General features: G+C 60.9%; 9 protein-coding genes and 4 tRNA genes. 4 read left to right on the top strand and 9 right to left on the bottom strand.

Annotation, left to right across the window (positions count from 1 at the left end; genetic code table 11):
- Positions 1-74 precede the first annotated feature (74 nt).
- The 8 genes from BLR16_RS17535 to uvrB all read right to left on the bottom strand — a co-directional run bounded on the left by BLR16_RS17535 (position 75) and on the right by uvrB (position 6573).
- The gene (locus tag BLR16_RS17535) at positions 75-1040 is read right to left on the bottom strand and encodes a tRNA dihydrouridine synthase (protein WP_060707542.1); all 966 of its coding nucleotides are present in this window, start codon (positions 1038-1040) and stop codon (positions 75-77) included.
- 28 nt (positions 1041-1068) lie between these two features.
- Positions 1069-1530, bottom strand: coding sequence for an acyl-CoA thioesterase (locus tag BLR16_RS17540; protein WP_054081903.1), 462 nt, complete (start codon positions 1528-1530; stop codon positions 1069-1071).
- 525 nt (positions 1531-2055) lie between these two features.
- Positions 2056-2131, bottom strand: a tRNA-Glu gene (locus BLR16_RS17545).
- Between the two features lie 46 nt (positions 2132-2177).
- Positions 2178-2253 (bottom strand) — tRNA-Ala (locus BLR16_RS17550).
- Between the two features lie 51 nt (positions 2254-2304).
- Positions 2305-2380, bottom strand: a tRNA-Glu gene (locus tag BLR16_RS17555).
- An 88-nt stretch (positions 2381-2468) separates the two neighbouring features.
- Positions 2469-2544, bottom strand: a tRNA-Ala gene (locus tag BLR16_RS17560).
- Between the two features lie 148 nt (positions 2545-2692).
- Complete coding sequence (gene gltX, locus BLR16_RS17565; RefSeq protein ID WP_092194444.1) at positions 2693-4174, bottom strand: glutamate--tRNA ligase; 1482 nt, start codon at positions 4172-4174, stop codon at positions 2693-2695.
- Positions 4175-4557: 383 nt separating this feature from the next.
- Positions 4558-6573 (bottom strand): excinuclease ABC subunit UvrB, encoded by a 2016-nt coding sequence (gene uvrB / locus BLR16_RS17570; protein ID WP_003366641.1) that lies wholly within the window; start codon positions 6571-6573, stop codon positions 4558-4560.
- A gap of 402 nt (positions 6574-6975) precedes the next feature.
- Here uvrB and BLR16_RS17575 point away from each other — a divergent pair, with 402 nt between their 5' ends.
- Together BLR16_RS17575 and BLR16_RS17580 are read left to right on the top strand one after the other, a co-directional pair.
- Positions 6976-8172 carry an amino acid aminotransferase gene (locus BLR16_RS17575; RefSeq protein ID WP_074808620.1) on the top strand — a complete coding sequence of 399 codons (1197 nt, stop codon included), beginning with the start codon at positions 6976-6978 and terminating at the stop codon, positions 8170-8172.
- Between the two features lie 223 nt (positions 8173-8395).
- On the top strand, positions 8396-8707 hold the full coding sequence (locus tag BLR16_RS17580; protein WP_003366637.1) for a hypothetical protein: 312 nt from the start codon (positions 8396-8398) through the stop codon (positions 8705-8707).
- Between the two features lie 52 nt (positions 8708-8759).
- Here BLR16_RS17580 and BLR16_RS17585 read toward each other — a convergent pair whose 3' ends face one another.
- Positions 8760-11093: a bifunctional acylase PvdQ gene (locus tag BLR16_RS17585; protein ID WP_074808622.1), complete on the bottom strand. Its 2334-nt coding sequence runs from the start codon at positions 11091-11093 to the stop codon at positions 8760-8762.
- Between the two features lie 192 nt (positions 11094-11285).
- On the opposite strand from BLR16_RS17585, the gene BLR16_RS17590 reads away from it, so the two are divergent.
- Positions 11286-12458 carry an efflux RND transporter periplasmic adaptor subunit gene (locus tag BLR16_RS17590; RefSeq protein WP_092194446.1) on the top strand — a complete coding sequence of 391 codons (1173 nt, stop codon included), beginning with the start codon at positions 11286-11288 and terminating at the stop codon, positions 12456-12458.
- Positions 12459-14432 (top strand): MacB family efflux pump subunit, encoded by a 1974-nt coding sequence (locus tag BLR16_RS17595; protein WP_074808628.1) that lies wholly within the window; start codon positions 12459-12461, stop codon positions 14430-14432.
- Positions 14433-14437 lie beyond the last annotated feature (5 nt).

A 14437-nucleotide genomic window follows, 5' to 3' on the forward strand; every position in this document is an offset into this window, starting at 1 on the left:
TGGTCACCAAAATAGGGACAGCCATTCGCTTTTCAAGAGACTTTTTTCAGGATTTTTTTGACCGTTCGTCGGGATCAGCTTCTGGGTAAGCAACCGGGCGCGCAATCCAGCAATACGCTGATGCGATCGCAGTCGGTTTCGCGGCGCAACGTATTGAACATGAGAGTCGCCTCGGGGTAGCTTTTGGTCAGCAGCACCAGCCACTGCTTGAGCCGGCCCGGCGCCTGAATCAGTGTCATCTTCGCCAGACAGTCCTGCCAGAAGACCCGCAGCATCGGCTGCAACTCGTCCCAGGTCATGGGCACGACCTCGTCGCCCTTCTGCGCTGCAGCGATCTGCCGGGCCAGATCAGGACGCGCCACCAGACCGCGACCGATCATGATGTCCCGCGCACCGCAGATTTCACGGCAACGGCGCCAATCCTCAACGGTCCAGATTTCCCCGTTGGCGACCACCGGGACATTGACCACTTCCTGGATGCGCGCAATCCACTCCCAGTGCGCGGGAGGCTTGTAGCCGTCGACCTTGGTGCGCGCATGAACGACGATTTGCTCTGCCCCGCCGTCAGCCAGCGCTCTGGCGCAGTCCAGCGCGCCATCGGTGTTTTCGTAACCCAGGCGCATCTTGGCGGTAACGGGGATAGGTCTGGGCACGGCACGGCGCACCTGGCTGACGATCGAGTGCAGCAGTTCCGGCTCCTTGAGCAGGATTGCGCCGCCCCGTGAGCGGTTGACGGTCTTGGCCGGGCAGCCGAAGTTGAGGTCCAGCACGGGTGCACCCAACTCGCAGGCGAACGCGGCGTTTTCGGCCAGGCACACCGGGTCAGAGCCCAGCAACTGAAGGCGCAACGGCGTGCCTGCGTCAGTTTTCGCGCCCTGATGAAATTCCGATGCGTACTTGTAGAAGTAATGCGCTGGCATCAAACGCTCGGACACCCGGATGAATTCGGTCACGCACCAGTCGATGCCGCCGACTTTCGTCAGCACATTACGCAGGATGTCGTCGACCAACCCCTCCATGGGCGCCAGAGCAATTTGCATGGGTCACACTCGAAAAAAGTCCGGCAGTTTACTGCCCGGCGTGCGGATTGGGAACGGCGCTGTCAGAGATGGCTGCGCCATAGCCCTCGATGAACTCGGCAGGCATGCGCTTGGGCTTACCAGTGGACAGTTCGATGCAGACAAAGGTGGTTTGCGCGCGCAGCAAGGTCAGGTTGTCGGCAGGACGCTTGAGCTGAAAGCAGCGGGTCATTTTCAGGCGGCGATCCCAGTCGACGATCCAGGTCGCCAATTGCAGCTCGTCGTTCTCGTAGGCGCTGGCGAGGTAGTCGATCTCATGCCTGACCACCGCCATCGCCCGATCCAGACGCCGGTATTCGGTAAGGTCCAGCCCGAGGAACTGCGAATGACGCCAGGCACAGCGCTCCAGCCAGGACACATAAACAGCGTTATTGGCATGCCCCAGCCCGTCGATGTCTTCGGCGGCGACGTTCAGATCGATGACAAACGGCGTTGCCCGGTCCCAGACCATGCGTGCTCCTGCTTGAGTGGATGTAATTGGCGGGAGTGTAGCGGGTCATGGCGCGCGTTCACACGCGTTGGCATGAAAAGCGCCCCTCCGAACGCCTTTTGCTCTTCACGCTACAGCGCTCAGAGTCATACACAAGTCTGGATAAGCCCGGATAAAAGGCCTGAAACCGTACGTGCAGACTGGACACAGACCTGTGGGAGTGAGCTTGCTCACGAAGACGATGCATCCAACCCCTATTTCCTGGGGGCTATACCGGCCTCTTCGCGAGCAAGCTCGCTCCCACAAGATTTGTGTATAACCAAGAGGGCTACAGCGCGAGGATGTAGTTCGCGGCGCACTGCGTTGCGAACACATAGAGGACGCGGAGTGTCCTGAACGGCATGCCAACGCAGTATCGGCACGAGAGTCGGTTACAGTTGAGTGTGGCAATAGATAAAAACAGAAAGGAGGGGTTTTCAAACCCTGAAAAAACAAAAGGGCCATTCAATAATCGAATGACCCTTGGTCCCGCAGAGCGGGAAATCGTGGCGTCCCCTAGGGGACTCGAACCCCTGTTACCGCCGTGAAAGGGCGGTGTCCTAGGCCACTAGACGAAGGGGACGCAAAACCTTCAGTCAGGTTCATCGAACGATGAACCCTGGCAAAATTGGTGGAGCTTAGCGGGATCGAACCGCTGACCTCCTGCATGCCATGCAGGCGCTCTCCCAGCTGAGCTAAAGCCCCGGATTTACGCCTCTCGGCGGAGATCAACCTTCCGGCATCCCTCGGTGAAACTGGCGTCCCCTAGGGGACTCGAACCCCTGTTACCGCCGTGAAAGGGCGGTGTCCTAGGCCACTAGACGAAGGGGACAAAACCTTCTTGCAAAACAAACGGTCGCTGGATCCGCTTGTTTCACATCATTTCAGAGCAGTGTAGCAGCACTCTGAAATGCTAAATTTGGTGGAGCTTAGCGGGATCGAACCGCTGACCTCCTGCATGCCATGCAGGCGCTCTCCCAGCTGAGCTAAAGCCCCACATCAGTGGACGGGGCGCATATTAAGCGTGAGTGACAGGGCTGTCAAATTTATTTTCTACAATTTGCAAAGTTTTTTGTCGGTAATACAACCACTTACCTTTCAACCCCCGGAAAACCGGGGGCGATTCACAGGAACAGGTAATGCCTCAGGCAATCGAGCCCAGTAGCTTTTCCCATTCCTTGTTTTCTTTCTTGGAAACGCCGCCCAGCAAATCGAGGGCCTGACGCAGGCGGAAGCGAGTCAGGTCCGGGCCGAGGATTTCCATCGCATCGGTCACCGAGACCGAGTTGGCCTGACCGGTGATCGCAGCGAACATCAATGGCATGGCGTCTCGCAGCTTGAGCTCGAGATGCTCGACCACGGCCTGAATGCAGCCCATGATCCGGTCCTTCTCCCACTGACGCAGCGATTCCAGCTTCCACAGGATCAACTGAATCACCTGGCGCACCTGCTCCGGGGACAGCTTCTTGTGTTCGAAGAGCTTCACATCAGGCGTGACGCCACCTGCAAAGAAGAAGCCGGCCAGCGGTGCAACCTGACTGAAGGTCTCTACCCTGCCCTGCACATGCGGTGCGATCTTCATCATGTAGTCAGGGTTCAGCGCCCAGGTCTTCAGACGCGAGGCAAACTCCTCGACCGGCAGATCACGCAGCCATTGGCCATTGAGCCAGGACAGCTTTTCTATATCGAAGATCGGCCCGCCCAGCGAAACACGCGACAGGTCGAAGTTGTCGACCATCTCCTGCAAGGAGAACTTCTCGCGCTCGTCAGGCATCGACCAGCCCATACGCCCCAGGTAGTTGAGCATCGCCTCGGGCATGAAGCCCATGCGCTCGTAGAAGGTCACCGACGTGGGGTTCTTGCGCTTGGACAGCTTGCTCTTGTCGGGGTTACGCAGCAGCGGCATGTAGCACAGCTGCGGCTTGTCCCAGCCGAAGTATTCGTACAGCAGGATCAGTTTGGGTGCCGATGGCAGCCATTCTTCGCCGCGCAGTACATGGGTGATGCCCATCAGGTGGTCATCGACGACGTTGGCGAGGAAGTAGGTCGGCAGGCCGTCGGTCTTCATCAGGACCTGCATGTCCATGCGGTCCCACGGGATTTCGACTTCGCCACGCAGCATGTCAGGGACGACGCAGACGCCTTCGGTCGGCACTTTCATGCGGATCACGTGTGGCTCGCCGGCGTCCAGGCGGCGCTGGACTTCTTCCTTGGAGAGCAGCAAGGCGCGACCGTCATAGCGCGGGGTTTCGCCCTTGGCCTGCTGTTCGGCGCGCATCTGGTCCAGCTCTTCGGCGGTGCAGAAGCACGGGAAGGCATGGCCCATGTCGACCAGTTGCTGCACGTATTTCCTATAGATGTCGCCGCGCTCGCTTTGGCGGTATGGGCCATGCGGACCACCGACGTCGGGGCCTTCGCTCCAGTCGATGCCCAGCCAGCGCAGTGCGTCGAAGATCTGCTGTTCGGACTCGCGGGTAGAGCGCAGTTGATCGGTGTCTTCAATGCGCAGGATGAACTCGCCGCCGTGCTGTTTGGCAAAGCAGTAGTTGAACAGCGCGATGTAGGCCGTGCCGACGTGGGGGTCGCCTGTGGGCGATGGCGCGATGCGGGTACGAACGGTGGTCATGGAAAATCCCGAATTAGGTCGATCAAGCGCGGAATGTTAACAGGCCGGGGGCATGAGGCTCCAGCAACAAAGGCAATTGCCCGGACGCCTCTCGTTCCGCAAGCTCCGCGCCCGGAGTTGTAAACAAATTCAGCTGATTATCGTGCCAGTGCTCCGCGTGGGCATGCAGTTCGTGACGCTCTGCGCCACACGGCGGTTTTTCTTTGTCAGGTAAATGGGGGTTCGACTCAGGTCACCTTTTCGCCCCTCGGCGAGTCACTTCGAAGGGGCCAAAGTGACTAAAGCCCCCTGCTCCGTTTCCGGCCCGACTTCGTCGGGTTCCTTCGCCCTGACACTGATCCGGGGGTCGCCGCACCGGCATGAGAGGTGGCGTGTCCAATGCTTCAAACCGCCAGCAACCGCTCGCGCAGTTTGCCGATTTCGTCGCGCATTTGTGCGGCGGCTTCGAATTCCAGGTCGCGGGCCAGTTGGTACATTTTTTCTTCCAGTTGGCGAATGCGTTTGTTGATCTCGCTCGGCGAGCGCAGTTCGTTTTCGTAGCGGGCGTTTTCTTCGGCGGCTTTGGCCATGCCTTTGCGTTTTTTGCTGCGCGAGCCGGGGACGGTGGCGCCTTCCATGATATCGGCGACGTCCTTGAACACACCTTTGGGGGTGATGCCATGTTCCAGGTTGAACGCCAATTGCTTCTCGCGTCGCCGCTCGGTCTCGCCGATGGCGCGCTCCATCGAGCCGGTAATCCGGTCGGCATACAGAATCGCCCGACCATTGAGGTTACGTGCCGCCCGGCCAATGGTCTGGATCAGCGAACGGTCGGAGCGCAGGAAGCCTTCCTTGTCGGCATCGAGAATTGCCACCAGCGACACTTCCGGCATGTCCAGGCCTTCGCGCAGCAGGTTGATGCCCACCAGCACATCGAACGTACCCAGGCGCAGGTCGCGGATGATTTCGACACGTTCCACCGTATCGATGTCCGAGTGCAGGTAACGCACGCGCACCCCGTGGTCGCTCAGGTAGTCGGTCAAATCCTCGGACATGCGCTTGGTCAGCGTGGTGACCAGCACCCGCTCTTCCAGCGCGGTGCGCTTGTGGATTTCCGACAGCAGATCATCGACCTGGGTCAGCGCCGGACGAATCTCGATCTGCGGGTCCACCAGGCCGGTCGGACGCACCACCTGCTCGACGATACGCCCGGCGTGCTCGGCCTCGTAGTTACCCGGGGTCGCCGAGACGAAAATGGTCTGCGGGCTGATCGCCTCCCACTCGTCGAAACGCATCGGGCGGTTATCCAGTGCCGATGGCAGACGGAAGCCGTACTCGACCAGGGTTTCCTTGCGCGAACGGTCACCTTTGTACATCGCGCCGACCTGCGGCACGCTGACGTGGGACTCGTCGATCACCAGCAAGGCATCCGGTGGCAGGTAATCGAAAAGGGTTGGCGGCGGCGCACCGGAAGGACGGCCCGACAGGTAGCGCGAGTAGTTTTCGATACCGTTGCAGTAGCCCAGCTCCAGCATCATTTCCAGATCGAAACGGGTGCGCTGCTCCAGACGCTGAGCTTCCACCAGTTTGTTCTGGCTGCGCAGGTATTCGAGGCGCTCCTGCAGCTCGACCTTGATCCCCTCCATCGCCTCAATCAGCGTCTCGCGCGGGGTGACGTAGTGGCTTTTCGGGTAGAAGGTGAAGCGCGGCAGCTTGCGAATCACCTCGCCGGTCAGCGGATCGAACGCCGACAGGCTCTCGACCTCGTCATCGAACAGCTCGACCCGGATCGCTTCCAGATCGGATTCGGCCGGGTAGATATCGATCACATCACCGCGCACCCTGAACGTCGCACGGGCAAAGTCCATGTCGTTACGGGTGTACTGCAGGTCGGCGAGGCGGCGCAGCAAGGCACGCTGATCGAGTTTGTCGCCACGATCGATGTGCATGACCATGCGCAGATAGGTTTCCGGACTGCCCAGGCCGTAGATGCACGACACCGTGGTGACGATGATCGCATCCTTGCGCTCCAGCAGCGCCTTGGTCGCGGACAGACGCATCTGTTCGATGTGGTCGTTGATCGAGGCATCCTTCTCGATGAAGGTGTCGGACGACGGCACGTAAGCTTCCGGCTGGTAGTAGTCGTAGTAGGAAACGAAGTACTCCACGGCGTTGTTCGGGAAAAACGCCTTGAATTCGCCATACAACTGCGCCGCCAGGGTCTTGTTCGGTGCCAGCACCAGCGTTGGACGCTTGATCTGGGAAATCACGTTGGCGATGCTGAACGTCTTGCCCGACCCGGTCACCCCGAGCAGGGTCTGGTGCGCGAGCCCGGCGTCGATCCCTTCGACCAGTTGGCGAATGGCCTCGGGCTGATCGCCGGCTGGCTCAAAGCGGGTAACGAGCTGGAACTCGGACATAACTGACCTCTTGAATGGTGCGCGTGTGACGGGGTTCGCGTGAAACCTTCCGCGACCTGACCGCCTCGACGGCACAACTGGAAATATTCGTCGGCGCATGACGGCGCGCAACGACGAAATCATCGCAAACAGCCGTTCCCGCCGGGAAGCAGGCGTGCGATGTTTTGAAGTGATGGCTAATAGATGGAGTCATATATCAGCCTTTCAAGGCACGCACTTAAAGCATTGAGGTTTTAACCGAACGAACGTTCTACAAATATGCGCAAAAACCTGTAAAAAACCCGCCCTGCACTGTCGATCACCGAGGGGATGCTCTCTATACTACGCTCAGTTTGCGCACCGCTTTGGCGCATCGAGCCTCAGCGTGTCCCCTTCCCACTCTTCACCAAGAGCCGCCGCACCATGAGCCTGTTTTCCGCTGTCGAAATGGCACCCCGCGATCCGATCCTGGGTATCAACGAAGCCTTCAACGCCGACACCCGCAGTACCAAGGTCAACCTTGGCGTGGGCGTCTACTGTGATGAAGACGGGCGCATTCCCCTGCTGCGCGCCGTGGCCGAAGCCGAAAAGATCCGCGTGGCCCAGCATGCGCCGCGTGGCTACCTGCCGATCGACGGTATTGCCGCCTACGACCAGGCCGTGCAAAAACTGTTGCTGGGCGCTGATTCGCCGCTGATCGCCTCGGGCCGTGTGCTGACCACCCAATCGGTCGGCGGCACCGGCGCACTGAAGATCGGTGCCGACTTCCTCAAGCAGTTGCTGCCCGATGCCGTCGTCGCCATCAGCGACCCGAGCTGGGAAAACCACCGCGCGCTGTTCGAAACCGCAGGCTTTGCGGTGCAGAACTACCGCTACTACGACGCTGCCACCCACGACGTGAACCGTGCCGGCATGCTCGAAGACCTGCACAACCTGCCGAACAACTCGGTAGTCGTGCTGCACGCCTGCTGCCACAACCCGACCGGTGTCGACCTGAGCCTGGATGACTGGAAAAAAGTGCTGGAAGTGGTCAAGGCCAAGGGCCACGTACCGTTTCTGGACATGGCCTATCAAGGCTTCGGTCAGGGCATTCAGGAAGATGCCCTGGCAGTGCGCCTGTTCGCCGAGTCGGGCCTGACCTTCTTCGCCTCGAGCTCGTTCTCCAAATCACTGTCGCTGTATGGCGAACGCGTCGGCGCGCTGTCGATCATTACCGAATCGAAGGAAGAAACCACTCGCGTCCTGTCCCAGGTCAAGCGCGTGATCCGCACCAACTATTCCAACCCGCCGACCCACGGTGCGATCATCTCCGCTGCGGTGCTTAACGACCCTGCGTTGCGTGCAATGTGGGAAGAGGAACTGGGCGAAATGCGTCTGCGCATCCAGGGCATGCGCAAGGCGATGGTCGAGCGCCTGGCTGACAACCCGGCCGTTCAGGACTTCAGCTTCGTCGCGCGCCAGTGCGGCATGTTCTCCTACTCCGGTCTGACCGCCGAACAGGCCCAGCGCCTGCGCAGCGAGTTCGGTATCTACGCGCTGGACACCGGGCGTATCTGCGTGGCCGCGCTGAATCAGAAGAACATCGACGTGGTGTGTGACGCGATCAAAAAAGTGCTCTGACTGCGCTGAAGCGCACTGGTAGAAGCGAACCTGTTCGCGAAGGCTGCTCTCCGGTCGATGCATCTCATGCAACGTACGGGCCTTTCGCGAACAGCGCTTATCCAACAGCCTTGCACGCAGCACTTCCCACTGCATCACCATTCGGCAACTGAATCGAACGATCCCCATTGCTACCCCTCGAAACTGTGTCAGAACATTTTCTGAAACCGATATCGAGGTACTCATGTCTATCGAACCGCAACGTCAGAAAGAACCGACGCCAAATCAGGACGCACCTGCCAGCCCGGGCCCGGACCGCAACGATCCGGCAATCGAGCCGCAAGTCGGGGACGTAAAACCCGAGACTGAAAAGGGCAATGGCCAGAGCCAGGGCCAGACGCCTTCCCCAAGTCAGTCACAGACTCAGTCGCAGGGCCAGTCAACCAGCGACAGCGCCTACGTGCCTGACCATGAGCCGGAAGAAAAAACCGAGGATTTACGCAATCATCAGCCCACCACTGGCGTTGACGCCGATATCGACACACCGGGCGGCTGATTACCGATAAGCGCATTTGGGCCGCATGGCCCAAACGCTTTTCTTGCCTCTTTCAGCGATCAGGCTCCTCGCTTATCACCTGCACCTCATACGCAGGATCAGCCTTGATCTGTTGTTCAGTGAACGGCAACGCCTGCCATTGTTTTTTTGAAAATGCTTCAGTCTGGTCGCTTGAATGGGCTGACTGTGGATTGCTCGACTCAGAGAACGCCAGCAAACCCTGCGCCCTTGGGCCGTGCTCGTCGAACGTCACCACCTGCAGGTAACTGGTGCCACTGACCACCTCGCGCTTGCCGTCCTTGCCTGCCACGGTCTGCATGGCGTTGTAGATGCCAAGCCCGGCCGGACCACCGTGAATCGGGATCTGCTTGCCGCTGATGCTGGAAACCTGAATGTCGCCCCATTGACTGCTTGCCGAGAGGCCTGCCTTGGCCACTTCATCCACTGTGGCCCGCATGGCGGCGCGCAATGCAGTGGCGACCTGCGGGTTCTCAATCGCCAGCCCGCTCGGCGTGTGAACCGGGTCGCGCGGGTCGAACGCAACACGCCAGCGCGAGGCAACAGCCTGCATGGACGTCATGATTCTCTGGAAGTACACGAACCCGATGCCACTGTTCAGGTCAGCGCGCCCGTCCCAGGCTTTCAGTGCGGTACACAGCGGTGTCAGCCGCGCAGCATCATCACCCAGCTCCGAGGCACAGAACCTGAGCAGATCCGGCAGCACTTGCCCGGCCTGATAGACCTCGTTGTCCATGACCATCGCTTGCAGGTTCTCGACGCTGATCTTGCCCGCCTTCTTCAGGCTGCCCAGCCGATCCAGCGCAAAACGTGCTCGCTGCCCCAGCGGCTGGCTGTCCTGGCTGATCAGTGGCGAAAAGTCCTTCAACGGCGCAGCGGGATTGACCATCCAGGCCGAGTCATTGGAGTGCTGCACGAAGTCGGTCCGCAATAACTGCGGCTGACGGGAAGAGGGATAAATACCGGCCTGTGCCGCCTCTGCGGAAACCTCCCAGTTGCATTCACTGCGCGAGCCGTCGAGCACGATCAGTTCCGTGCCGATGCGCGGATCACTGCATCGGGCAAACCTGACGGCGTCGACGTTTGGCACCACCGAGAGGTTCATGTACAGCGCCTGCCCCCGCGCATCGACTGCCAGGGTGTTGACCCACGGGATGCCCTGGATCTTGCGCACCGAATCCTGAAACGCCTTGAGGCTGTCAGCCTTGTCCATTGCATACCACTGCTGCAACACACGGTCGTTTTGCAGATTGGCATCACGCAGGCTGAAGGCAAACTTTTCGTCCCAGTCCAGCTTGCCCGGCCACTGCACCACCGGACCGAACCTGGACGAATAGACAATGCGTGGTACCGACTTCAGGCTGCCATCGGCTTGCTTCACGTCGACACTCACCTGCTGCTTGTCCATGGCAACCGATTTGCCATCCAGCAGGTAACGGGTGGAATCCTTCGGGTCGAGCTGCAGGCGATGCAGCGTGAAGTGTTTCGACGTGTCGACGGTATGGCTCCAGGCCAGATGCTGATTGAAGCCGATATTGATCAGGGGCAGGCCCGGCAAGGCTGCGCCCATCACGTCGAGCTTGCCGGGAATGGTCAGGTGCATTTGATAGAAGCGCAGGCCGCCAGCCCATGGAAAATGCGGATTGGCCAGCAGCATGCCGCGCCCGTTGGCCGATAGCTCGCGCCCTATTGCCACGGCATTGCTGCCGCGCTCCAGAGCAAACCGCTGGTTGCGCGCAGCAGCCAGTTGCAGCGCCTGAACCTGCTGAGCATTTACCTGCACTGGCTTTTGCAGCGCAGGCGGCGTAGCACCGGCCAGCGCTTCGGCGAACTGCCCCACGCCCCCCTCTACCAGCAGGCGACGGGTCAAGCGCACCAGATCATCGGTACTGATCGGCCGAACCCACTCGGCCGCACAGGGCTGCGGCAGGCCCTTGGCCTTCTGTTCATCGAGCGAGCGGTTGTAACCGGCGACATAGCCCTGCATCAACTGGCGAATCTCCAGCGGCTGCGCATTCCAGAAATCCGCCAGTGCCTGCGGCGTATTGAGCCACTGGAACAACAGGTCGCTGGCCATATTGTTGCGCTGCTCAAGGGTCGCCTTATCGGGGCCAAAATAGCGCGAGCGCTGGCCGTTGACGGTGACGATCTCATTGGCCAGCAGGCACAGGTTGTCCTGCGCATAGGCATAACCGATGCCGTAACCCAGACCGCGCTCATTGGCGGCAACGATATGCGGCACGCCAAAACCGGTCCGCCTGATCTCGGCACTGGCCGCCTGTTTTCCAGGCTCAACCAAGGCTTGCGCAGGGAAAATCACAGCGAACGAAAGACCTGCAAACACAAAACCGCACAGAGGTCTGGACATAATCACGCTGACTCCAACTCGACAAGACGACCCGAATTAGCCGCTCCCGTTAAACGAAGCACGGACGCTGATGTTTAGCCGAAGCGGGTAACCCGTGATCAACGCTAAATTCCTGCTGGCATGCCTCGTTTAAAGGGCAGCTCTCGTGGCCGTCGTTCACCGACCGACTGATCTCCCAGCGCAGGAATCTGCATGAAACGCTCTCGACATCCTCGCCGCGCCCTCCTGGTGGCGCTGTGCCTGTTCCCGGTCATTGCCGTATGCGCCTGGCAGATCCTGCCCGACGGCAAAAGCAGCGCCGCGACCGTGACGGTGACCCGCGGCACGATCGAAAACAGCGTCACGGCGCTCGGTACCCTGCAGCCGCGCAGTTACGTGGATGTGGGCTCGCAGGCCAGCGGGCAGATCATGAAAATCCATGCCCAGGTCGGCGATCAGGTCAAGGAAGGCGACTTGCTGGTCGAAATCGATCCTTCGACGCAAAAGGCCAGACTCGACGCCGCACGCTACGCCATCGATAACCTCAAGGCGCAATTGCAGGAGCAGCGTGCGCTGCACGAACTTGCAGAACAGAAGCAGCAGCGCCAGAAGCGCCTCGCCGCAGGCGGCGCCACACGGGCCGAGGACGTTCAGGCTGCGGAATCGGAATTTCGCGCCACCCAGGCACGGGTCGATATGTTCAAGGCGCAGATTCTCGAAGCTCAGGCCGCGCTGCGCAGCGACGAAGCAGCGCTGGGCTACACCCGTATTTTCGCGCCCATGAGCGGCACAGTGGTCGCCCTCGATGCACGTGAAGGCCAGACGCTGAACGCGCAACAACAGACCCCGCTGATTCTGCGCATCGCCCGATTGTCACCGATGACGGTCTGGGCCGAGGTCTCGGAAGCCGATATCGGCCATGTCAAACCCGGCATGACTGCCTATTTCACCACCTTGAGCGGCGGCAACCGGCGCTGGAGCAGCACCGTGCGGCAGATCCTGCCGGTGCCGCCCAGGCCGCTGGATCAAGCCAATCAGGGCGGCGGCAGCCCGAGCAGTTCGCGCAAGAACGGCGGTGGCCGTGTGGTGCTGTACACCGTGCTGCTGGACGTGGATAACAGCGATCAGGCGCTGATGGCAGAAATGACCGCACAGATATTCTTCGTCGCCGAAAAAGCCGAGAACACCCTCACCGCGCCACTCGCGGCGTTGCGAAACGGGGCGCAGGCCGATCGGCAGACCGCCCAGGTGCTATCTGCCAATGGTGAGGTGCAGAACCGTGAGGTGCGCACCGGCATCAGCGACCGCCTGCGCGTGCAGGTACTCGACGGGCTGAATGAAGGTGAGCGCCTGCTGGTGCCCGCCTCTGTCGGCAGCGGAGGCTGAATGCGCACGCCGCTGATCGACCTGCGAGGCATCCGCAAATCCTACGGCGGAGGCGACAGCCCACGGGTCAACGTGCTGCGCGGCATCGATCTGTCGATTCATGCCGGTGAGTTCGTGGCGATTGTCGGCGCTTCCGGGTCCGGCAAGTCGACGCTGATGAACATCCTCGGCTGCCTGGACCGCCCGACCTCGGGCGAATACCTGTTCGCCGGGGAAAACGTCGCCGAACTGGGCAGCGACGAGCTCGCCTGGCTGCGCCGTGAAGCGTTCGGGTTCGTGTTTCAGGGCTATCACCTGATTCCGTCCGGCTCGGCACAGGAAAACGTCGAGATGCCGGCAATCTACGCCGGGACGCCCGCCGCAGAGCGTCATGCGCGGGCCGCCGCCCTGCTTGACCGACTGGGCCTGGCGTCGCGCACCGGCAATCGACCGCATCAGTTATCCGGCGGCCAGCAGCAACGGGTTTCCATCGCCCGCGCCTTGATGAATGGCGGGCACATCATCCTCGCCGACGAGCCCACCGGTGCGCTGGACAGCCACAGTGGCGCGGAGGTGATGACCCTGCTGGACGAACTGGCCAGCCAGGGCCATGTGGTGATCCTCATCACCCATGACCGGGAAGTGGCGGCGCGCGCCAAACGGGTCATCGAGATCAGCGATGGGCTGGTGATCCGTGATACGGCTCGAGATGCTTCTGACGTGCAGCGCTCAGTCAATCCGGGCACGCTGCAGGCGGTCGACCTGCGTAAGCGCCTGAGCGAGGGCAGCGGCAGCCACGGCGCCTGGCAAGGCGAGCTGCTCGAGGCGGTTCAGGCGGCGTGGCGCGTCATGTGGATCAATCGCTTCCGAACCGCGCTGACCCTGCTGGGCATCGTCATCGGCGTGGCGTCGGTGGTGGTGATGCTGGCCGTCGGCGAAGGCAGCAAGCGTCAGGTCATGGCGCAGATGTCCTCGTTCGGTTCCAATATCATTTACCTCAACGGCAAGGCGCCCAATCCGCGCGCGCCCAAAGGCGTCATCACCCTGGAGGAAGTCGCCGCGCTGGGCCAGTTGCCCGAGGTGAAAATGATCATGCCGGTCAACGGCGGCCAGGCCGGGGTGCGCTACGGCAACGTCGATCACTCCAGTTACGTCGGCGGCAATGACACGCACTTTCCGGCGATCTTCAACTGGCCGGTGGTGGAAGGCAGTTATTTCAGCGAAGCGGATGAGCAGAACGCAGCCGCCGTCGCAGTGATTGGCTACAAGGTTCGCCAGAAACTGTTCGGCGAGCATAGCGACCCTGTCGGCCAGTACATCCTGATCGAAAACGTGCCTTTTCAGGTGGTCGGCGTGCTGCAGGAAAAAGGCGCCACGTCCGGCGATCTGGACAGCGACAATCGCATCGCCATCCCCTACTCGTCGGCCAGTATCCGCCTGTTCGGCACGCAGGACCCCGAGTACATCACCATCGCCACCCGTGACGCCAACAACGTCAAACAGGCCGAAAGGGCGATCCGTAACCTGCTGCAACAACTGCATCACGGCAAACAGGATTACGAACTGACCAACAACGCCGCGATGATCCAGGCCGAAGCACGCACCCAGAACACCCTGTCGCTGATGCTCGGCTCGATTGCCGCCATTTCGTTGCTGGTCGGTGGTATCGGCGTGATGAACATCATGCTGATGACAGTGCGCGAACGCACCCGTGAAATCGGCATCCGCATGGCCACCGGTGCGCGACAGAGCGACATCCTGCGGCAGTTTCTTACGGAGGCTGTGATGCTTTCCGTGGTCGGCGGGCTGGCCGGTATCGTGCTGGCGCTGGGCATGGGCGCAGCGCTGTTGCTGAGTAAGGTGGCCGTTGCGTTCACCCTGCCGGCTGTGGCCGGGGCGTTTGCCTGCGCCCTGATTACCGGCGTGATCTTCGGCTTCATGCCGGCCCGCAAAGCTGCCCGCCTCGACCCGGTCGCGGCCCTCACCAGTGAATGATCGAT

The organism is Pseudomonas sp. BS3767 (assembly GCF_900099665.1).
Lineage (GTDB): Bacteria > Pseudomonadota > Gammaproteobacteria > Pseudomonadales > Pseudomonadaceae > Aquipseudomonas > Aquipseudomonas cerasi.

Bases quoted from the DNA above. Each gene is read 5' to 3' on its own strand.
- gltX (WP_092194444.1), bottom strand. From the start codon at position 4,174: ATGACCACCGTTCGTACCCGCATCGCGCCATCGCCCACAGGCGACCCC.
- BLR16_RS17540 (WP_054081903.1), bottom strand. From the start codon at position 1,530: ATGGTCTGGGACCGGGCAACGCCGTTTGTCATCGATCTGAACGTCGCC.
- uvrB (WP_003366641.1), bottom strand. From the start codon at position 6,573: ATGTCCGAGTTCCAGCTCGTTACCCGCTTTGAGCCAGCCGGCGATCAG.
- BLR16_RS17580 (WP_003366637.1), top strand. From the start codon at position 8,396: ATGTCTATCGAACCGCAACGTCAGAAAGAACCGACGCCAAATCAGGAC.
- BLR16_RS17575 (WP_074808620.1), top strand. From the start codon at position 6,976: ATGAGCCTGTTTTCCGCTGTCGAAATGGCACCCCGCGATCCGATCCTG.
- BLR16_RS17585 (WP_074808622.1), bottom strand. From the start codon at position 11,093: ATGTCCAGACCTCTGTGCGGTTTTGTGTTTGCAGGTCTTTCGTTCGCT.
- BLR16_RS17535 (WP_060707542.1), bottom strand. From the start codon at position 1,040: ATGCAAATTGCTCTGGCGCCCATGGAGGGGTTGGTCGACGACATCCTG.
- BLR16_RS17590 (WP_092194446.1), top strand. From the start codon at position 11,286: ATGAAACGCTCTCGACATCCTCGCCGCGCCCTCCTGGTGGCGCTGTGC.
- BLR16_RS17595 (WP_074808628.1), top strand. From the start codon at position 12,459: ATGCGCACGCCGCTGATCGACCTGCGAGGCATCCGCAAATCCTACGGC.